Annotated in this window: 17 protein-coding genes and 1 pseudogene; 5 read left to right on the top strand and 13 right to left on the bottom strand. The window is 64.9% G+C overall.

Annotated features, from left to right (window positions below; translation table 11 throughout):
* Positions 1-98: 98 nt before the first annotated feature.
* The 6 genes from AC5V87_RS22365 to AC5V87_RS22340 form a co-directional block, all read right to left on the bottom strand.
* The gene (locus tag AC5V87_RS22365; protein ID WP_456838248.1) at positions 99-866 is read right to left on the bottom strand and encodes an SDR family NAD(P)-dependent oxidoreductase; all 768 of its coding nucleotides are present in this window, start codon (positions 864-866) and stop codon (positions 99-101) included.
* Entirely contained in the window at positions 863-1,972 is a 1,110-nt protein-coding gene (locus tag AC5V87_RS22360) for an ABC transporter ATP-binding protein (RefSeq protein WP_456838249.1), read from the bottom strand. The genes AC5V87_RS22365 and AC5V87_RS22360 overlap by 4 nt, the downstream gene beginning before the upstream one ends.
* A gap of 10 nt (positions 1,973-1,982) precedes the next feature.
* Positions 1,983-2,840, bottom strand: a complete 858-nt coding sequence (locus tag AC5V87_RS22355; RefSeq protein ID WP_456838250.1) for a carbohydrate ABC transporter permease — start codon at positions 2,838-2,840, stop codon at positions 1,983-1,985.
* Entirely contained in the window at positions 2,833-3,756 is a 924-nt protein-coding gene (locus AC5V87_RS22350) for a carbohydrate ABC transporter permease (protein WP_456838251.1), read from the bottom strand. Before AC5V87_RS22350 ends, AC5V87_RS22355 begins: the two co-directional genes overlap by 8 nt.
* On the bottom strand, positions 3,753-5,039 hold the full coding sequence (locus tag AC5V87_RS22345) for an ABC transporter substrate-binding protein (RefSeq protein WP_456838252.1): 1,287 nt from the start codon (positions 5,037-5,039) through the stop codon (positions 3,753-3,755). The genes AC5V87_RS22350 and AC5V87_RS22345 overlap by 4 nt, the downstream gene beginning before the upstream one ends.
* Before the next feature lie 61 nt (positions 5,040-5,100).
* Positions 5,101-6,279, bottom strand: coding sequence for an ROK family transcriptional regulator (locus AC5V87_RS22340; RefSeq protein WP_495367774.1), 1,179 nt, complete (start codon positions 6,277-6,279; stop codon positions 5,101-5,103).
* 177 nt (positions 6,280-6,456) lie between these two features.
* Here AC5V87_RS22340 and AC5V87_RS22335 point away from each other — a divergent pair, with 177 nt between their 5' ends.
* Positions 6,457-7,026, top strand: coding sequence for a glutathione S-transferase family protein (locus AC5V87_RS22335; RefSeq protein ID WP_456838254.1), 570 nt, complete (start codon positions 6,457-6,459; stop codon positions 7,024-7,026).
* A 144-nt stretch (positions 7,027-7,170) separates the two neighbouring features.
* On the opposite strand, the gene gltA is transcribed toward AC5V87_RS22335, so the two are convergent.
* Positions 7,171-8,475: a citrate synthase gene (gltA, locus tag AC5V87_RS22330; protein ID WP_456838255.1), complete on the bottom strand. Its 1,305-nt coding sequence runs from the start codon at positions 8,473-8,475 to the stop codon at positions 7,171-7,173.
* 157 nt (positions 8,476-8,632) lie between these two features.
* Positions 8,633-10,060: a glutamate--tRNA ligase gene (gene gltX / locus AC5V87_RS22325; RefSeq protein ID WP_456838256.1), complete on the bottom strand. Its 1,428-nt coding sequence runs from the start codon at positions 10,058-10,060 to the stop codon at positions 8,633-8,635.
* A 156-nt stretch (positions 10,061-10,216) separates the two neighbouring features.
* Between gltX and AC5V87_RS22320 the strand changes: the two genes are divergently transcribed.
* From AC5V87_RS22320 to AC5V87_RS22305, 4 genes and pseudogenes are all read left to right on the top strand, one after another.
* Positions 10,217-11,893, top strand: a complete 1,677-nt coding sequence (locus tag AC5V87_RS22320) for a glutamine--tRNA ligase/YqeY domain fusion protein (protein WP_456838257.1) — start codon at positions 10,217-10,219, stop codon at positions 11,891-11,893.
* Positions 11,894-11,902: 9 nt separating this feature from the next.
* A pseudogene (locus AC5V87_RS22315) lies at positions 11,903-12,290 on the top strand (nuclear transport factor 2 family protein).
* Between the two features lie 83 nt (positions 12,291-12,373).
* Positions 12,374-12,607 (top strand): DUF2171 domain-containing protein, encoded by a 234-nt coding sequence (locus AC5V87_RS22310; protein ID WP_128925944.1) that lies wholly within the window; start codon positions 12,374-12,376, stop codon positions 12,605-12,607.
* A 96-nt stretch (positions 12,608-12,703) separates the two neighbouring features.
* Complete coding sequence (locus AC5V87_RS22305; protein ID WP_495367772.1) at positions 12,704-14,983, top strand: ComEC/Rec2 family competence protein; 2,280 nt, start codon at positions 12,704-12,706, stop codon at positions 14,981-14,983.
* A gap of 9 nt (positions 14,984-14,992) precedes the next feature.
* Here AC5V87_RS22305 and AC5V87_RS22300 read toward each other — a convergent pair whose 3' ends face one another.
* The 5 genes from AC5V87_RS22300 to AC5V87_RS22280 form a co-directional block, all read right to left on the bottom strand.
* Positions 14,993-15,934, bottom strand: a complete 942-nt coding sequence (locus tag AC5V87_RS22300) for a GAF domain-containing protein (RefSeq protein ID WP_456838259.1) — start codon at positions 15,932-15,934, stop codon at positions 14,993-14,995.
* Between the two features lie 247 nt (positions 15,935-16,181).
* Entirely contained in the window at positions 16,182-16,616 is a 435-nt protein-coding gene (locus AC5V87_RS22295) for a hypothetical protein (RefSeq protein WP_456838260.1), read from the bottom strand.
* Between the two features lie 196 nt (positions 16,617-16,812).
* A complete protein-coding gene (locus tag AC5V87_RS22290; protein ID WP_456838261.1) occupies positions 16,813-17,025 on the bottom strand; it encodes a hypothetical protein in 213 nt (70 codons plus the stop codon).
* Between the two features lie 200 nt (positions 17,026-17,225).
* On the bottom strand, positions 17,226-17,927 hold the full coding sequence (gene lexA, locus AC5V87_RS22285) for a transcriptional repressor LexA (protein WP_456838262.1): 702 nt from the start codon (positions 17,925-17,927) through the stop codon (positions 17,226-17,228).
* Positions 17,928-18,103: 176 nt separating this feature from the next.
* Complete coding sequence (locus tag AC5V87_RS22280) at positions 18,104-19,315, bottom strand: molybdopterin molybdotransferase MoeA (RefSeq protein ID WP_495367771.1); 1,212 nt, start codon at positions 19,313-19,315, stop codon at positions 18,104-18,106.
* Positions 19,316-19,365: the final 50 nt, after the last annotated feature.

The raw sequence follows: 19,365 nt of genomic DNA, 5'->3' as shown, positions 1-19,365 counted from the left end.
GTGGGCAGAGCGAAGCGTGCCCACGGAAAGGTGGTGGGCACGCTGCGGTGCTCACCCTACGAAACCGCGCTTGTTGCGCAAGGATGGCCGCATCCTACCTAAGCCAAGCCGCCATCGACCCGAAAACACTGGCTGGTGATGCGTTGGCTCTCGTCGGATGCGAGAAACAGCGCCATGTTGGCGACGTCTTCGGGCGTCACCGGCTCGGCAATGGCCTGTCGGGTGCGAAACTCGGCGATGACCTGCTCGTCCGGATACCACAGCCGGCGCTGGCGCTCGGTGATCACCATGCCCGGCGCGATGGCGTTGACGCGGATGCGGTCGGACCCGACCGCCCGCGCCAGCGAGTTGGTAAAGCCGACGATCGCCGCCTTCGCCCCGGCGTAGACCGGCAGCGCCGGCGCGCCGCGCATCCAGGCCACCGACGACATGTTGATGATCGAGCCGCCGCCGCGCGCCTGCATCTGAGGCACCACGGCCTGTGCGGCAAAGAAGACGTGCTTGAGGTTGATGCCGATCATCCAGTCGAATTCGGCCGGCGTCACCTCTGACAGCACTTGGCGGTGGTCGTTGGCGGCGTTGTTGACGAGGACCGCCGCATCGCCGAGCGTTCCGTGAACCTGCGCCATGGCGGCTCGCAAGGCGTCGATGTCGAGGAGGTCGCAGGGCACGAACAGGGGCGCCGTACCGGAGGCGGACGTCACCTCCGCGACCAACGCCCCGCCGGCCGCTTCATCGATGTCGAGGAAGGCGACGCGGGCGCCCTGGGCGGCGAAGGCGCGCACGAAAGCGGCGCCGATGCCGCTGGCGCCTCCGGTGATCAACACCACGCGGCCGGCGAGGCCGGCATAGCTCGTCTTTGTCATGCGATCAGTCGCTCCGTCTCGGGGTCGAACAGGCAAATGCGGCGGGTGTCGAGCGCGAAGGGCGCCACGTCGCCGGGCGCGGGTCGGACGTCCGGCGAGATGCGGGCCTGAGCGGGCTCGCCGCCCAGTCGCAGCAGCACGATGGTCTCGGCCCCGGTGGGCTCGACCATCTCCACTGGTGCGTTGACGACGATGGGCGCCTCGGCGGAGAACACGCGGCTGCCCTCGGCGATGCATTCCGGCCTGATGCCGAGCACCACGGTGCGGCCGACATAGGAAGCGGCCGCGTCATAGCTCCTCAGGCGCAGCCGAACTTCGTCCGGCCGTCCGGCACCGATCACCGCCACCAGCCCGCTGCTATCTGCCTCGAGCCGGGCCGGCATCGTGTTCATCGGCGGCGAGCCCATGAAGCGGGCGACGAACAGATTGGCGGGATAGCGGTACACGGTATCGGGGTCGGCGAATTGCTGCACGCTGCCCTGGTGCATCACGGCGATCCGCGTCGCCATCGTCATCGCCTCGATCTGGTCGTGGGTGACATAGATCATGGTGGCGCCGATGCGCTGGTGCAGCCGCTTGATCTCCATCCGCATCTCGACGCGCAGCTTGGCATCGAGATTGGAGAGCGGCTCGTCGAACAGAAAGAGCAGGGGATCGCGCACCAATGCGCGGCCCATCGCCACGCGCTGGCGCTGCCCGCCTGAGAGCTGCGACGGCTTGCGGCCGAGCAGCGGCTCGATCTGGAGCAGTTTTGCAACATTCGCGACCGCCTTCTCCTGTTCCGCCTTCGGCACATGCCGGCACTCCATGCCGAAGGTGATGTTCTGGCGCACCGTCATCGACGGGTAGAGCGCGTAGGACTGGAACACCATGGCGATGTCGCGGTCTTTTGGCGGGACGTCGTTGACGACGCGTCCGCCGATTTCCACCGTGCCTGCGCTGGCGCGGTCGAGCCCGGCAACGATGTTGAGCAGCGTGGACTTGCCGCAGCCGGACGGCCCGACCAGCACGGTGAACTCGCCGCTCTCGATATCCAGGTTGATGCCCTTCAGCACCTCCAGATTGGCGTAGCGCTTCGACAGGGCGCGAATGCTCAATGCTGTCATGACGAATCCATCATTTCACTGCGCCGGCGGTGAGGCCGCGCACGAAGTATTTGCCGCCGATCAGATAGATCACCAGCGTCGGCAGGGCAGCGATCATCACCGCGGCACTTTGCACGCCATGCTGCGGGATATCGGCGACCGCGGCGGAGAGCGCGATCAGCGCGGCGGTGACCGGCTGCTGCTGACCCGTCGTGAATGTCACGCCATAGAGGAATTCGTTCCAGATATGCGTGAACTGCCAGATCACGGTGACGACCAGGATCGGCGGCGAGAGCGGCAGGATGATACGCCAGAAGATGCGAAAGAACCCTGCGCCATCGATGCGCGCCGCTCGGATCAACTCCTGCGGAATGGCAACGTAGTAGTTTCGGCAGAACAGGGTGGTGAAGGAAAGCCCCTGGATCGTGTGAATCACGACCAGCCCCGTGAGCGTGTTCATCAGGCCGGTGTCGCGCAGCACAATGGTCCAGGGCAGCAGACGCATCTGCTGGGGAAGGAAGATGCCGAGCGTGACGATGCCGTAGATCCAGCTGTCGCCGCGAAAGCGCCAGAGCGAGACCGCGTAACCCGCGAGCGCGCCCAGCAGGGTCGAGAAAATCGTCGCGGGAATGGTCACGATCGCGGAGTTCAGCATGTATGGCCGGATGCCGGCGCAGGTCTCGGCGACGCAGAAGCCGCTCCAGGCGGCGGCGTAGTTGCTCCACGCCAGGTGCTGCGGCCAGCCGATCATCGAGCCCTGCGCGATCTCCTCGTTTGTCCGCAGCGAATTCAGTACGACCACGGCCAATGGCGCGAGCCAGGCGACCGCGATCAGCGAAACGATGAGATAGATCAGGATCCGGCCTGGTGCCAAGGTTCGCTCACGCATCGATTGCCCGCCGCCGCTGGATATAGCGCCACGCTGCATAGGGCAGCAGCACCGCAAGTAGAATGAGCAGCATGAGGACCGCCGCCGCCGCGCCCCGGCCGAGCAGGCTGCGCTGGAACATCAGGTCATAGACGACAAGCGCCGGCAGCTGGGTCGCAATTCCTGGCCCGCCATTGGTGAGCGCACGGACGAGGTCGAAGGTCGAAATCGCGAACTGCAATTGGATGACGATGACGGTGACAGTGATTGGCCACAGCGTCGGCAGGATGACGCGCCGGTGCATCCTGATAGCTCCGGCGCCGTCGATCTGCGCGGCCTTGATCAGGTCGGCATCGACAGAGCGGAGGCCGGCGAGGAAGAGCGCCATGGCAAAGCCGGAGGATTGCCAGATCGCCGCGATGACGATGGTCCAGATCGCCATGTCGCGGTCGATCAGCCAGTCGAACCGGAAGGAGGTCCAGCCGAGGTCGTGGACCAGCTTCTGGATTCCAAGACCAGGATTGAGCAGCCAGCTCCAGACCGTGCCGGTTACCACGAACGATACCGCCAGGGGATAGAGAAAGATCGAGCGCAGCACGTTCTCGCCGCGAATGCGCTGATCGAGCAGGATGGCGAGGATGAGCCCGGTCGCCAGGCTCAGCAGCACGAAGGCGCTGCCAAACAGCAGCAGATTGTCGAGCGCGATCTGCCAATTCCGCGAGGCCGCAACCGCGGAATAGTTACGCAAACCCACCCACCCCGTAACAGGGACCAGAGTGGATGGCGTGAACGATATCCAGATCGTCCACAGCGAGAACGCTATCAGGTGCGCCGCTGACAGCAGCAGCGGCACCCAGATCGCCAGAACTTCGGGCAGCCGGTGGACCATGTCAGAAGCAGCGGGCCGGCCCGGTCTTGTCGAGACGGTGAGGATCAACGCGCGCCCTCGACCGCGTCGGCGAGGCGTGTGGCGGCTTGCTCCGGCTTGATGGTCTTGTTCTTCACGAACTCCGTGATCACGTCGATCATCGCTGCCGTCATGCCGTTTTCCTGCGCCATGTTGTGTGCAAGGCTGAGGACGGCCTGGTTGCTGGCGATCGCATCCTTCAGCGCTGCTGCGGTCCGGCGTTGACCGTCCGACCAGCCTTCGCCCGAGAGATCGACATCGGTGCGCACGGGGATCGATCCCGTGATCTGCGAGTACATGGTCTGGATCGCTGGATCCATGACGAGCTGGGCCATCAGCGTCTGGCCGGCCTGCAGGTCCGCCTCCTTGCGCTGCCAGAAGATGAAGGCATCGGCGTTCAACAGGAAGACCGGCTTGCCATTGTCGCTCGGTCCCGGGGCAATCGTGAAGTCTTCGAACTTGAAGCCGGCGTTGCGCAACACGCCCTGCGCCCAGCCGCCCATGATCATCATCCCCATGTCGCCGTCGACGAAGCGCTTCAGATTGGTCGAGAAGTGCTGGGCGCCGACGTTCGGGTCCATCCAGTCGGCGATCTTGCGGACCTGCGCGAAGGCAGCCTTGATCTCAGGGGCCTTCAGGGCCTTCTCGTCGAGACTCATGATGGCCGTGCGATAGACGGCTGGACTGATGCCCGCCAAAGCGGCTTCGAACTTCTGCCCATCATCGGGGCGGGTGCCGCCGTTGGCGACGGGGTATGCGACGCCGCCCGCTTTCATCTTTTCGGCGAGATCATTGAATTCGGTCCAGGTGACGGGGATCTTGTCGGCCTTAGCCTTGTCCATCGCGCGCTTGGAGAGGAACAGCATGTTGGTGCTGTAGATTTGCAAGGGCAGCGCGATCCACTTGCCGGCCGGCTTATGCAATTTCGCAAGATCCGGCGCGACCACGTTCTCATAGCCGGCGGCCGCGACAAGTGCGTCGAGATCGACGGTCGGAGCGATCTTCGACCAGGCCGCAATCTCGGGCCCCTTGAGCTGCGAGCAGGCCGGCGGATCGCCGGCGATGATCTGGGCACGCAGCTTGTTCATCATCTCGGTGGTGAAGCCGGGGACCGGCGAGTGCTGCCAGACGCCGCCTTTCTCCTCGAACTTCTTGCCGAGCGCGGTGATCGCGGCGCCATCGCTGCCCGCGGACCATTGCGAGATCGCGGTCAGGCGCGGCTTGACGGCGCCTTGGGCACGGGCAAAGGCCGGCAGCGCAATCATGGCAGCAGATCCAGCGAGCAGACGGCGCCTTGTTGTTGTGATCGGCATGGCAAGTTCCTCCCGGATGTGAACTTTCTTGGCACGTTGAGACTGCGCGTCTCAGGGCATGTCAGGCCGCCTCCGTCGATGCCGCGGGCATTCCACCGCGGCTGGCGAGACAAAAGGCGGCGAAGGCCAGCGCTGCCTGCGGATCGTTGCCGGTCGAGGGCGGCACGAAAACGAGGGAGGTTTGCGCGAGGGTTCGGCCGCCCAGCAGGCAGGCATCGATCCCGTCGATCACCGCCTTGCGGTCGTCCTCGCCGAGAAGCGACGGCCAGCCACTGATCGCGACCCCGCCGCATGGCTTCACGTTCAATGTGTTGCCGATCGCGAGCCCGAGCCGGAACAGCCGCCGGTGCAGATCCTGACGAGCGCGCGATGAGAGCGGAATCGCGTTCACCCATTCGCTGCCGAGCTGGAGCAGCTCGACTTCGGCAACGCCGAGGAGCTCGGCCAGCGCCGTCAGCGACGTATAGGCCTCGACGCAGCCATGATGGCCGCAGCGGCAGCGCGGTCCTCCTGGCCCGAACACCATGTGGCCGAGCTCAATGGGTTGCAGGGCATCGGCCTCGCCGGGATCGTCCATCCAGGCGCCGGCCACGCCGTGGCTGACGAGGACGAAAAGGTGGGTGTCGCTGAAGGGATAGTTCTCGGTGCGGCAGCGGTGAAAGGTGGCGTGGGCGACGACCGAATTGGTGAACTCGGCAGGCACGTCGGCAAACATGCCATCGAGCATGTCGCGGATGCGCCCGACATCGCACGGAATGATCGGATTGCCCGACACGCTGAGCCGGCCGAGGCCCGGAATGGAGACGCCGATCTGCGCGAGGGTGATGCGGCGGCGCCGCGTCCAGTCGCGCAGCAATGTCATGGCCTCGCGGAACACACGGCCGACGGCCTCGTTGGTCGGCGTTTGCGGCAGCGGGACACGTTCGGTGTAGTGCAGCTCGCCCGACAGGCTGCCCACGCCGAGACTGAGCCTCTGGGTGCTCAGCTCGAATGCGGCAAGTGCCACTGAACCATCAAGGGCCACCAGACCCGTTGGGCCGCCGACATAAGGGGCAGGGCGCCTGATTTCCTCGATCAGGCCTTCGGCTTTGAGATCGAACAGGATGCGCGACAGGCTCGCTTCGGACAGGCGAACGGCCTTCGCCAGCGGCGGCCGGAACGAGCCGCCGAACTGAAGCAGATGAGTCAAAATGGCAGCGCGCGTCTGCCGCCGACTTCTCGGCTGCTCTGGCATTTGCATCCCTGACTTCATTCTTACTTAGTGTAAGAATTTGCGCGCGGAGCGCTTCGCCTGTCAAGCGCTCGCGGGCGGGATGCGGCGACATGTTGTTGTGCGGGGCAGCAAGAGAAGCTGCTGCCATAATAGTGTCAGCGGCGGGCGCACATGATCTCACGATGATCGAGCGAGGTCTGCCCAATGGTGCGATATCGGCTGCATTGCGTCGGAGCGTCCGGCAATTCGTTCAAGGTTGCGCTGTTTCTCAATTGTGCCGGGATCGATTGGGAGCCGATTGGCGTCGACTTCGTCGGCGGTGTGACACGCGATCCCGACTGGCGGGCTGCGACCAACGCGATGGGCGAGATCCCGGTGCTCGAATTCGATGGCCGATGCCTCAGTCAGTCGGGGGCGATCCTGGGATGGCTTGCCGAGACCCACGGCATGTTCGGACCATTGGATGCGGAGGAACGCTTTGAGACTGCACGCTGGTTGTTGTTCGATAATCACAGGTTCACCGGCAGCTTTGCCGCGCACCGGGTTTTACAATCGATGACGCCGGAGCCGCTGCATCCGGATGTGCTGGCTTATACGCGCGCGAGGGCGCACGGAGCGTTGTCAATAGTCGAGAAGCATCTCGGCGGCGATCGGCGCTTCATGCTGGGCGACCGGCCGACCATCGTCGATTTTTCGCTGGCTGGGTATTTGTACTACCCGGCCGAGGAGACCGGCTTCGATCTTGGTGCGGAGTTTCCAGCAATCGATGCTTAGCGTGGACGGATTGCTGCGCTGCCAGGCTGGAAGCCGCCGTATGAAATGATGCCGGTGAGACGATCGTTGCCGGTTTTTCGGCGCCAAACAAAAACGGCGCCATCGTGAGATGGCGCCGTTCTGAGAGCCCCGTCGGCTCAGGTCTTACTTGCGATCCTTGATCGCGACGTAGTCGCGGCGGGTGACGCCGGTGTAGAGTTGGCGCGGACGGCCGATCTTCTGCTGCGGATCCTCGATCATCTCGCTCCACTGGCTGATCCAGCCGACGGTGCGGGCGACCGCGAACAGCACGGTGAACATCGAGACCGGGAAGCCCATCGCCTTCAGCGTGATGCCCGAATAGAAGTCGACGTTCGGGTACAGCTTGCGGTCGATGAAATACTGGTCGCTAAGCGCGATCTTCTCGAGCTCCATCGCCACCTTCAGCATCGGATCGTCGCCATGGCCGGTCTCCTTGAGCACGGCGTGACACATCTTCTGCATGATCTTGGCGCGCGGATCGTAGTTCTTGTAGACGCGATGTCCGAAGCCCATCAGGCGGACTTCGGAGTTCTTGTCCTTCACCTTGGCGATGAATTCGGGGATCTTGTCCACGGTGCCGATCTCGGAGAGCATCGCGAGCGCGGCTTCGTTGGCGCCGCCATGTGCCGGGCCCCAGAGGCAGGCGATGCCGGCCGCGATGCAGGCGAACGGGTTGGCGCCCGAGGAGCCGGCGATACGCACGGTCGACGTCGAGGCGTTCTGCTCGTGATCGGCATGCAGGATGAAGATCTTGTCCAGCGCGTCAGCGAGCACCGGATTGATCTTGTACTCCTCGCACGGCACGGCGAAGCACATGTTGAGGAAGTTCTCGGCGAAGGAGAGCGAGTTCTTCGGATACACGAAGGGCTGGCCGACCGTGTACTTGTAGGCCATCGCCGCCAGCGTCGGGATCTTCGCGATCATGCGCATGGACGCGATCATGCGCTGCTTCGGATCGTTGATGTCGGTGCTATCGTGATAGAACGCTGCCAGCGCGCCGACGGCGGCCACCATGATCGCCATCGGGTGGGCGTCGCGGCGGAAGCCCTGGAAGAACCGGGCCATCTGCTCGTGCACCATCGTGTGATGGGTCACGCGATAATCGAAATCCTTCTTCTGCGCGGCGGTCGGCAGATCCCCGTACAGCAGGAGATAGCAGGTCTCCAGGAAGTCGCCGTGCTCGGCGAGCTGTTCGATCGGATAGCCGCGGTATTCCAGCACGCCGGCGTCGCCGTCGATATAGGTGATCTTGGACTGGCAGCTCGCGGTCGAGGTGAAGCCCGGATCGTAGGTGAACAGGCCGGACTGGCCGTAGAGCTTGCCGATATCGATGACATCAGGCCCGACGCTGCCGCTGTGAATCGGAAGATCGTAATTCTTGTTTCCGACCGTCAGCGTGGCGGTCTTGTTGCTTGGTTTTGCGTCCATCAGAGGTCCCCGATGTATGGTGAAACGGGCCGGACCCGGAAGGCCCCGATGAGGTGGTGGGGCAGGCCGGATATTCCAGAATGTACGGGGGAGATGGGTATATTATTGCTGTGTGCGCTGCAAGATCATGGCAGCCATGGCCTACTTACGTCTTAGTCTAGTCCTTGGACTGATCCTTAAGCCGCCCCAGGCTTTCCTGGCGTCCCAGCACGTCCAAAACCTCAAATATACCAGGCGAGGTCGTCCGTCCGGTCAGCGCCGCTCGCAGCGGTTGGGCGACCGCGCCGAGCTTAAGACTTTTTTCCTCGGCAAAGGCGCGCAGCGCGGCTTCGGTGGTGGCGCTGCTCCAGGCGTCAACTTTCTCCAGTGCGGAATGAAGCTGGCCGATCAGCTTGCGGTTCTCGTCCGTCAGCAGAGCGGCCGCCTTGGGATCGAGCTGCAGCGGCCGGTCGGCGAAGATGAAATAGGCGCCGTCGATCAGCTCGATCAGCGTCTTGGCGCGCTCCTTCAGGGCCGGCATGGCCTTGAGCAGCTGCGCCCGCGTGGTGTCGTTCAACTTCGCCTTGATATCCTCGCGGGCTGGCACGACGTGATCGAGGACGTCCCCGAACATCTTCACGAGTGATTGATCGTCGGCGTTGCGGATGTAGTGGCCGTTGAGGCTTTCCAGCTTGGCGAAATCGAACCGGGCAGCGGCGCGGCCGACGCTGGCAAGATCGAACGCGGCGATCATCTCCTCGGTCGAGAAGATCTCCTGGTCGCCATGGCTCCAGCCGAGCCGGACGAGGTAGTTGCGGAGCGCGGCCGGAAGGTACCCCATGGCGCGGTAGGCATCGACGCCGAGCGCGCCGTGCCGCTTGGAGAGTTTTGAGCCGTCCGGGCCGTGGATCAGCGGGATGTGGGACATGCTCGGCAGCGCCCAGCCCATCGCATCGTAGATCTGCTTCTGGCGGGCGGCGTTGATCAGATGATCGTCGCCGCGGATGACATGGGTGACGCCCATGTCGTGGTCGTCCACCACTACGGCGAGCATGTAAGTCGGGTTGCCATCGCCACGCAGCAGCACGAGGTCGTCGAGGTTCTCGTTCTGCCAGACCACGCGGCCCTGGACCTGGTCCTCGATCACGGTCTCGCCGGTCTGCGGGGCGCGCAGGCGGATGGTCGGCTTGACGTCGGAGGGCGCCGTTGCCGGATCGCGGTCGCGCCACATGCCGTCATAGAGGCGGGTGCGGCCCTCAGCTCGCGCCTTCTCGCGCATGGCGGCGAGCTGCTCGGCGGTGGCGTAGCAGCGGTAGGCCTTGCCGTCGGCAAGCAGCTGCTCGGCGACCTCGCGGTGACGGGCGGCACGGCTGAACTGGTAGATGACCTCGCCATCCCAGCCGAGCTCGAGCCATCTCAAGCCGTCCAGGATGGCGCCGATCGCAGCTTCCGTGGAGCGCTCCCGGTCGGTGTCCTCGATCCGGAGCAGCATCTTGCCGCCGTGCTTCTTCGCATAGAGCCAGTTGAACAGCGCGGTGCGGGCACCCCCGATATGGAGGAAGCCGGTCGGAGACGGAGCGAAGCGGGTGACGACGGGATCGGTCATTCTTGGCAGGGCCTATGCATTGGAGGCGGTGGTGTATAGCAGGACCGGAGCATAACTAAAGCCCGACGGCGGACGGCTTAAAGCCGTACTTAAGCCCTTGGCGCGGCCACGCGAATTTGGCAGAAGGACCGCTGATTTCCCTACAGGATTTTCGTAATGACAGAACCGGTGGCAGGCGAGGTTGGGCGCGATTTCATTCGTGACATCATCCAGGCCGACCTCGATCAGGGCAAGTACAAGGAGATCGTGACCCGGTTCCCGCCGGAGCCGAACGGCTACCTGCATATCGGCCACGCCAAGTCGATCGCACTTAACTTCGGCATCGCCCAGGAGTTTCCGGGCCGGTGCCATCTGCGCTTCGACGATACCAACCCGGTCAAGGAAGAGCAGGAATATATCGATTCCATCCAGGCCGATGTGCGCTGGCTCGGCTTCGACTGGGGCAAGAACCTGTTCTTCGCCTCGGACTATTTCGACCGCCTGTACGAATGGGCGGAGCAGCTGATCCGCGACGGGCTTGCCTATGTTGACGACCAGACCCAGGAGGAGATCCGCCTCTCGCGCGGCACGCTGACCGAGCCCGGCAAGAACTCGCCGTTCCGCGACCGCTCGGTCGAGGAGAATCTCGACCTGTTCCGCCGCATGAAGGCCGGCGAATTCCCCAACGGCGCGCGGGTTTTGCGGGCCAAGATCGACATGGCCGCGGGCAACATCAACCTGCGCGATCCCGTGCTGTACCGCATTCTGCACGCGCACCATCCGCGCACCGGCAACACGTGGTGCATCTATCCGAGCTACGATTATGCCCACGGCCAGTCGGACGCCATTGAAGGCATCACGCATTCGATCTGCACGCTGGAGTTCGAGGACCACCGGCCGCTCTATGACTGGTTCATCGAGAAGCTGCCGGTGCCGTCCGAGCCGCATCAGTACGAGTTCGCGCGCCTCAACCTGACCTACACGCTGCTGTCAAAGCGCGTGCTGACCCAGCTCGTCCGCGACGGTCATGTCGCGGGCTGGGACGATCCGCGCATGCCGACTATGGCGGGGATGCGCCGCCGCGGCGTGCCACCGGCCGCGCTGCGCCAATTCGTCAAGCGCATCGGTGTGGCGAAAGCGAACAGCGTGGTCGACGTCGGCATGCTCGAGTTCTGCATCCGCGAGGAGCTGAATCGCACGGCGCAGCGGCGCATGGCAGTCTTGAGGCCGCTCAAGGTCGTGATCGAGAACTACCCGGAAGGGCAGACCGAGGAGCTCGAGGCGATCAACCACCCGGACGACGCTAGCGCCGGTACGCGGAAGATCACGTTTGGCCGCGAGCTCTATATCGAGCAGGACGACTTCATGGAGAACCCGCCGAAGAAGTTCTTCCGACTGTCGCCGGGCAACGAGGTGCGGCTGCGCTATGCCTATTTCATCAAGTGCACCGGTGTGATCAAGAACGATAAGGGCGAGGTGGTGGAGCTGCGCTGCAGCTACGACCCCGCGACCAAAGGCGGCAATGCCCCCGACGGTCGCAAGGTCAAGGCGACCATGCACTGGCTGCCGGCGGCGACGTCGAAGCCGGCAGAGATCCGCATCTACAACCAGCTGTTCGCCAACCCGAGCCCCGACGCCTCGAATTTCGCGGCCGATCTCAATCCGAACTCGCTGGAGATCCTGTCCGATGCGCGGGTCGAGGCTTCCGTTGCGGAGACCAATTCGATGGAGCCGATGCAGTTCGAGCGCCAGGGCTATTTCGTGCGCGACAAGGACTCGACGCCGGGCAAGCCGGTGTTTTCGCGCACCATTGGCCTGCGCGATACGTTCGCGAAGGAAGTCGCCAAAGGCTGAGGAGCCGAGATGAGCAGCGAAGCTGACGCCATCGTTTCCGCCATCATCGCGAAATGGTGCGCCCGCTTCGCAAAGCTCGATGCTGCCGCGCCGTCGTCGCTCTATGCGAGGAACGCGTTCTTCTTCGGCTCCAACCCAAAGCTCTATCGGGGGAGGAACGGCGTCGCCGATTACTTCAACGGCCTGCCGCGCTGGCGCAAAGCCGAACGCGACCTTTTCCGAGGTGAACGCGGCGCAGGCCGGCCCTGACCTGATCAACATGGCGGCCACCATCGCGTTCGACCTCGCGGGCGAGCGAGACGATCTCGTCATCAAGATGAGCTGGGTCATCACGCGAGAGGACGGCGACTGGAAGATCGTCAATCACCACGCCTCGTCGCAAGTGCCGCTGATCTAGCGGACGCACACGGGATCGTCATTCCGGCGATGGAAACGAACGTCGGGCGAGCGCGTTGGCCGGGATCCAACAAGGATCCCGCCATGCAGAACATCGCAGAGCATATGGAAGTCATTGGCGCCGATGGCGTCCATGTCGGCACCGTCGACCGGGTCGAGGGCAATCGCATCAAGCTGACCAAGAAGGACAGCGGTGAGGGCAGCCACAAGGGCCATCATCATTTCATCGATAAGGGTCTCGTCGCCGACGTCGAGGGCAACAAGGTCCGCCTCTCGGCGAAAGCGGATGTCGCCGTGACGATGGAAGAGGAAAAGTAGGGCGGCGTCCCCTTCGTTCCCGATCCGTACCGCTATTCGTCCGCCTGCACGTTCCGGTAGCCTCGGCACCCGTCGCGTATCGCAGGGTGCTAGGGAATGGCAGAGCCGGGCCGGCCGCAGCGTGTCTCGCAAGGGATTGCGGGAACTTGGCCGACGGGCCGAACCGTCGCGGCTGACGGCTTTGCGCCGGTGGGCTCCGGCCTTTGGCCCGCGACCGTCGAGACGCTCCGCGAATGGGCGCACGCTGAAACCGGCGCAGGGCGGCTGTTGCCGTGGGTCCCTGTCGCATTCGGCGGCGGCATCGCGTTGTACTTCGCGGCCGATCATGAGCCGGTGCTGTGGGTCGTTGCCGCCACCGCGGTCGCGCTCATGTCTGGCGCGGTTCTGTTGCGACGGAGCCGGTGGTTCGCGCCTGCGCTTCTGATCGCTGCCGTCGCGGCCGGCCTTGCCGTGGCGACCTGGAAGACGGCGCGCATTTCGCACACCGTACTGGCAAAGCCGCTCTATTCGGTATCGCTGTCGGGCTTCGTCGAGACCCGCGACATCCGCGAGCGCACCGATCGTTTTGTCCTTCGCGTCACCGCGATGGAGGCGCAGCGCAGCGACGTCAAGCTCGAGCGCGTGCGCCTGTCGGTGCGCAAAGGGACTGCGCCCGAGGTCGGCAGCTTCGTGCAGCTGAAGGCGCGATTGTTGCCGCCGATCTCGCCGGTGCGACCCGGCAGCTACGATTTCTCGCGCGACATGTTCTTCCAGGGTATTGGCGCGTCCGGCTTCGTGATGGGCGCGATCACGGCGTCGGTGCCGCCCGATACCGGCGGCCTGCGGCTGCGCTACGCCGCGTTCATGCAGGGCTTGCGCGATGCGATCGACGCGCGCATCCGCTCAACGCTCGAAGGCGACGATCGCGCCATCGCGACCGCGCTGCTCACCGGTCGGCGCGATGCGATCACGACGCCCGTCAACGACGCCATGTTCATCTCGGGCCTTGGTCATGTGCTGTCGATCTCCGGCTACCACATGGCCGTCGTCGCAGGTGTCGTGTTCTTCGCGGTGCGCGCGCTGCTGGCCTTGATTCCGGGGTTGGCGGCCGGCTTCCCCATCAAGAAATGGTCGGCCGCCGCGGCGCTGGTCGCTGCGGCGTTCTATCTGCTGCTGTCGGGCGCGGAAGTCGCGACGCAAAGATCGTTCTTCATGACGGCGGTGGTGCTGATCGCTGTGATGGTCGACCGGCGCGCCATCACCTTCCGCACGCTGGCCGTGGCGGCGATGATCGTGCTTGCGGTCGCGCCGGAAGCGCTTGTGCATCCGAGCTTCCAGATGTCCTTTGCTGCGACGCTCGGACTTGTCGCGCTGGTGCAGATCGGCATGCCGAACCTGTTTGCCTCGCCCGATCATTCCACGACCGCGCGCATCGCGCTGTGGGGCGGACGCGAGATCGCGATGCTGTTCCTGGCCTCGCTGATCGCGGGGCTTGCGACCACGCCCTACGCCGCCTTTCACTTCCACCGCGTCACGCCGTTCGGTGTGCTCGCCAATCTCGGCGCGATGCCGGTGGTCTCGGCGCTGGTCATGCCGGCTGGGCTGTTGGGCCTGCTTGCGGCACCGTTCGGGCTCGACGGCGTGTTCTGGTGGCTGATGGGGATCGGTATCGATTGGATGATCGCGGTCTCGCGCTGGGTAGCGGGATTGCCAGGCGCTGTCGGCCGCATCCCGGCATTCGGCATAGGCCCGCTGATCGCGGCGAGCCTCGGGGTCATCGTGATGGGCTTGTTGCGGACGCCGCTGCGCTGGTCCGGCGCCGTGGTGCTGCTGGTGGCGATGCTCTGGGGGCTGTCGGTGCGCCAACCCGACGTTTTGATTGCCGGGGACGGCCAGAGTATCGCTGTGCGTGGCAGGGACGGCCACCTGCATCTGATCAGGGCCAGCAAGGACGGTTTTCTGCTCAAGGAGTGGCTCGCCGCCGATGCCGATGCGCGCGATGGTGGCAGTGCCGCACTGGCCGACGGCGTGTCATGCGACGAGGCCGGCTGCCTCACGCCGCTCGCCGATGGGCGGCTGGTCGCGCTGTCCTTGCGGATCGATGCACTGGCTGATGATTGCAGTCGCGCTGCACTGGTGGTCACGGCAAGGCCAGCGCCGCCGGATTGCGCTGCGATGGTGGTCGACCGGCAGAGGCTCGCGGCGCACGGCGCGCTGGCGCTGACACGTCGCGGCGACGGATTCGCGGTGCAGGCGGTGAAGGCGAGAGGCGCCGACCGGCCGTGGTCCCCGGCGATTGCGGGCGAGGCTGATTTCGGGGCGAGCCTTGCGCCGCCGGCTGCTCCCCGCAACCGGAACGCGACCCCGTCCGAGACGGACTTGCAGGCCGATGATTGAGCGTACCGGCTACAGGTACCAAGCCAGCACGGAGTCGAGGCCGGACTTGCCGACGACGGGCAGGGCCACCATCCGGCTCAGTCCGGCCGCGCGTGCCGCCGCGGCCGAGGTCGAGCGGTCATGGGAGAGATCATCGTTGATCGCGGGCATGCCGGTGGCCCAGGCGCCGCCAATGCTGCCGTCGCCCCTGGTGATGGACTTTTCGGCATAGAGCGCGGCAAGATCGGTCTGCGCGCTGCAATCGCCGTCGCGGAAGACGAGCGCGGAGCGGGTCTCGTTCGGGACCCAGATCTCGAAGCGTCGCGCAATCGGCGATGCCTGTGCGGAGAGGAAGGTCAGCACCCAGGTCTGGTCGGTGCCGGTTCGGTAGGGGATGCCGACGCCGAGATTGATGCCGATCTCGGCTGCATCCTCCCAGCGCAGAAAGCTCTTGGCGTTGTGCAGTTCCTTGATGATCAGCGGCAGGCCCGCTTTCCAGGTGCGTCCGGGCAGGCCGAAGCCGCGCGGAAACCTGGTGTGGCGGGAGTTGAACTCGAACATGTCGGCAGTGCCATAGTAGCCATCGACGAGTCCCATCTCGTGTGAGACGTCAGGATCATTGTGCCAGAGCTCGATCGCGCCGACATGCGCCTCGTCGTCGCCGCAGAACAGCACCATCACGGCTTGCAGGAATTCGCCTGAAAATACCGGCACCGCGACCCCACAGGTGAGTCCCGCCGCCAGCGCCTCATCAGTTCGCTTGAAATCGGAGTTGGCGAATTTGGTGAGAATCACCGGGTGGCCGCTCGCCCAGGCCTTGCCGGGAAGTCCCTCGTCATATCCGAAATTCAGATCCTCGCTCACAGCCTTGAACGCGGACAGCCCCTCGTCGTAGAGGCCGCCGCCGAATTCCAGCCGCATGCGCGTCCGGTCCGGTACCCAGAGCTCAACGACGCGAATGAAGGTCTTCATCGAACGTGCCCGCCGCCTCGTGCCAAGACGCCAGCCAAGACACCAGCCGAGACAGCATCGGGCATTTACTTGCGGAGCGGACGGTCAAAATTCAGGCAGGACAGCGCAAACTTCGTGCGGCGGGAAGGCGGTGGGCTGACCTCGTCCGCCCGGATGTCGAGAGACGCAAGCCACACCACGTCGCCGGCCACGGCCGGCGATGGCGATCTCTCTTCCTGGCCCGGGCTGTCGGCCCGGGATATCTGCGTCAGCCGATCGGCAGACGCGGAGTTGCCGGCCGGTTCTCGGCACTGACCTGCGGCTTGTGCTCGCGCTCGCCAAGCGGCTGCGTCACGGGCAGTTGCAGCACAGTTGCTTGCTGGCCTTCGACGAGTTGCGTCACCAGCACGTATTTGCCGTCGGGGAACTCGATCGCATCATGATGGCGATCGGGAATGTGCGGATCGATCTTGCCGAACTTGCCGACGCGCGAGTTGACGGTGCGCGTCCAGATCCAGCGATTGTCGTAGCGGACGTTGTCGGCGAAGGCGAGCTCCGTTCCCGGCAGCAGGCAGACCGCGACTGTTGGATCGGCCGCGGAGGCAAAGCCGCGCGTCGAGGTGCCGCGGAAAGTTGTCGTCACGATCGTCTCGCCGACTTCGGCAGGGCGCGATGCGACGGCATGCAGGCTGTAGTCACACATCGTGGGTGCTCCTCATGCGGAGATAGCAACCCGCGCCTCTGTCTTACGAGGCGCAGGCCTCTATCAGAGTGGAAGCATCATAGCGTCTGCGCGGTTATAGGCAAATCTGCGGCTCGCCACCGCAGCATGCGATCACATTATCTTTCCCGAAGGCGCTAGGAACAAACCCTGCTTTCGCGCATTCGGTGGGCGCGTGTCAGCGGCCGGCGGGCGCCGACCAGCCGGAATATGGCCAGACCGATTGTGATGGCTGCGTGAGCGCATTGCGCGCGTTTCGGACTTGCTCGCTCGCTACCGTTTCCTTGGCGGTGTCCTTGCGGACATGGCGATGCGATGGTGCAGCAACGGCTTGCGACGTTGATCCCGCAATCAGCGCTGCGGCCACCGTGCTCAGGATGATCTTGCGCATGACGTCTCCTCGAACCTTCAAAAGCCATCCCGAAGCGGTCTGCTTGGTGCGGCGTGCCGAGGATGTAGCGTCGGAGCAGGGGCCGGATAATCTGAGCGAAACCAGAAAGACTATCCAGCGGGAGCGGACAATCATCCGCTCCGATCTCTGATGGCGATGCCGACCGGAGCGCGCGGACAGCGCGCTCAGGACTTGCGGTATCAGTACTTCCGATAAAGCCCGATCAGCTTGCCCTGAATCTTGACCCGGTTCGGCGGCAGGATGCGCACCTCATAGGCCGCATTGGCGGGCTCGAGCGCGATCGAGGCGCCACGACGGCGGAAGCGCTTCAAGGTCGCTTCCTCGTCGTCGATCAGCGCCACCACGATGTCGCCGGTGTCGGCGGTCTCGTTGCGCTGGATCAGCGCCATGTCGCCGTCGAGGATGCCGGCTTCCACCATGGAATCGCCGCGCACCTCGAGCGCGTAATGCTCGCCCGAGCCGAGCATGTCGGGCGGGACGCTGATCGTATGGCTGCGAGTCTGCAACGCCTCGATCGGCGTGCCGGCCGCAATGCGGCCCATCACCGGCACGGCGACGGGGCGCTCGCCCTCGTCGGCGGGCGGGCTGGACGTCGTCCTCACCTTGCCGAGATTGCCTTCGATGACGCTCGGCGTGAAGCCGCGGCGGTTGCCGGCCGCGGCCTGCAGCTCGGGCAGCTTGATGACTTCGATGGCGCGGGCGCGATTGGGCAGGCGGCGGATGAAGCCGCGCTCCTCGAGTGCGGTGATCAGGCGATGGATGCCCGACTTCGAGCGCAGATCGAGCGCGTCCTTCATCTCGTCGAAGGAGGGCGGCACGCCGCTTTCCTTCAATCGCTCGCTGATGAACCGCAGGAGCTCGTATTGTTTGCGCGTTAACATCTCGACCAAAATCCCCCGGTTGATGTCGTTCGATTCCGAGACGCTGAATTCAGCGATAAGCCGCTACATGCTCGAAACAAATCATGAACGGACACTATATGTTCGATACATGTTCCGCAACTGCTTAATTTACCGTGAACGCGACAAAGTTCGCGCCACGCGTGTAGCCGGCGCGTTCAGACCGGCAGGCGCAGCACCTCGCAAGGCGTGCCCGCTTCGGCCTTCGGCGCGAACGGCGCGCGCACCAGAAGTGCCTGTGCCGCAGCGAGATTCGCAAGCAGTGAGGAATCCTGGTGATTGACGGGAACGGCGATCAGCGTGCCGTCGTCGCGCGTCTCCAGCCGTGCGCGCAGATAATCCTCACGCTGGTCGTTGGCGCCGACGTCGCGGCCGAGCACCGCCCGTTCGCGGCGATGGTGAATCACGGAACGGCCCGACAGCGCGCGAATCAGCGGCACCATGAACAGGAAGGCACACACATAGGATGACACGGGATTGCCGGGCAGCCCGATCACGCGCATTGCCGCCAGGCGTCCATGCATCATCGGCTTGCCGGGCCGCATCGCGATCTTCCAGAATGTGATCGCGATCCCCTCGGCCGTCAGTGCCTGCTGGACCAGATCGTGGTCGCCGACCGAGGCGCCGCCGGTGGTGATCAGGATGTCGGCGCCGCTCTCGCGGGCGCGGCGGATGCCCGCCGTGGTGGCGTCCAGGGTATCGGCGGCAACACCGAGATCGACGGTATCGGCCCCCTCGCTGCGCGCGAGCGCGTGAAGGGCGTAGCCATTGGAATAGACGATCTGGCCGGGGCCAGGCGTGGCGCCCGGCATCACAAGCTCGTCGCCGGTGGCGAGGATCGCGACTTTCGGGCGGCGGCGGACGGGCAGAAGCGGGTGATTCATGCCGGCGGCGAGTGCAAGGTCGCGCTCGGTCAGCCGGATGCCCTCGCGCAGCAGCACGTCGCCCTCGCGGAAATCGACGCCGGCCGGGCGGATGTGCCGTCCCGTCACTGCCGCTTCCTTGATGGTGATGCGCCCGCCGTCCACGACCGTGTCCTCCTGGATCACGACCGCATCGGCGCCATCGGGAACGACGCCGCCGGTGAAGATCCGCACGGCTTCGCCGCTACCGACCGATCCCGCAAACGGCCGGCCCGCCGCGACTTCGCCGATCACGGTGAGCTGGGACTCGGTTGTCGCGGCATCGGCCGCGCGCACCGCATAGCCATCCATCGCCGACATCGCCTGCGGCGGCTGCGTGCGCCGCGCAGCGACGTGGCGGGCGAGCACGCGGTGGAAGGCGTGGTCGAGGGCGACCATCTCTTCAGGCAGCGGCTCTGCGCCGGCAAGCACCGCGGCAAGCGCGTCAGAAACCGGCATCAGGGCCACGGGTGAAAACTCCAGCTACGCCCCTTCGGGCAAATCGGCGGCGAGAGTTC

Source organism: Bradyrhizobium sp. SOJA106, assembly GCF_059448745.1.
Note: the sequence above shows the minus strand (reverse complement) of the source record. Positions and strands in the feature narration are given on the sequence as shown.

What these genes read in the sequence shown, in the direction of transcription:
- gltA (WP_456838255.1), bottom strand. Translation starts at nt 8,475, where the DNA reads ATGGACGCAAAACCAAGCAACAAGACCGCCACGCTGACGGTCGGAAAC.
- AC5V87_RS22305 (WP_495367772.1), top strand. Translation starts at nt 12,704, where the DNA reads ATGGCAGAGCCGGGCCGGCCGCAGCGTGTCTCGCAAGGGATTGCGGGA.
- AC5V87_RS22290 (WP_456838261.1), bottom strand. Translation starts at nt 17,025, where the DNA reads ATGCGCAAGATCATCCTGAGCACGGTGGCCGCAGCGCTGATTGCGGGA.
- AC5V87_RS22360 (WP_456838249.1), bottom strand. Translation starts at nt 1,972, where the DNA reads ATGACAGCATTGAGCATTCGCGCCCTGTCGAAGCGCTACGCCAATCTG.
- AC5V87_RS22355 (WP_456838250.1), bottom strand. Translation starts at nt 2,840, where the DNA reads ATGCGTGAGCGAACCTTGGCACCAGGCCGGATCCTGATCTATCTCATC.
- AC5V87_RS22335 (WP_456838254.1), top strand. Translation starts at nt 6,457, where the DNA reads ATGGTGCGATATCGGCTGCATTGCGTCGGAGCGTCCGGCAATTCGTTC.
- AC5V87_RS22320 (WP_456838257.1), top strand. Translation starts at nt 10,217, where the DNA reads ATGACAGAACCGGTGGCAGGCGAGGTTGGGCGCGATTTCATTCGTGAC.
- AC5V87_RS22300 (WP_456838259.1), bottom strand. Translation starts at nt 15,934, where the DNA reads ATGAAGACCTTCATTCGCGTCGTTGAGCTCTGGGTACCGGACCGGACG.
- AC5V87_RS22345 (WP_456838252.1), bottom strand. Translation starts at nt 5,039, where the DNA reads ATGCCGATCACAACAACAAGGCGCCGTCTGCTCGCTGGATCTGCTGCC.
- lexA (WP_456838262.1), bottom strand. Translation starts at nt 17,927, where the DNA reads ATGTTAACGCGCAAACAATACGAGCTCCTGCGGTTCATCAGCGAGCGA.
- AC5V87_RS22310 (WP_128925944.1), top strand. Translation starts at nt 12,374, where the DNA reads ATGCAGAACATCGCAGAGCATATGGAAGTCATTGGCGCCGATGGCGTC.
- AC5V87_RS22365 (WP_456838248.1), bottom strand. Translation starts at nt 866, where the DNA reads ATGACAAAGACGAGCTATGCCGGCCTCGCCGGCCGCGTGGTGTTGATC.
- AC5V87_RS22295 (WP_456838260.1), bottom strand. Translation starts at nt 16,616, where the DNA reads ATGTGTGACTACAGCCTGCATGCCGTCGCATCGCGCCCTGCCGAAGTC.
- gltX (WP_456838256.1), bottom strand. Translation starts at nt 10,060, where the DNA reads ATGACCGATCCCGTCGTCACCCGCTTCGCTCCGTCTCCGACCGGCTTC.
- AC5V87_RS22340 (WP_495367774.1), bottom strand. Translation starts at nt 6,279, where the DNA reads ATGCAAATGCCAGAGCAGCCGAGAAGTCGGCGGCAGACGCGCGCTGCC.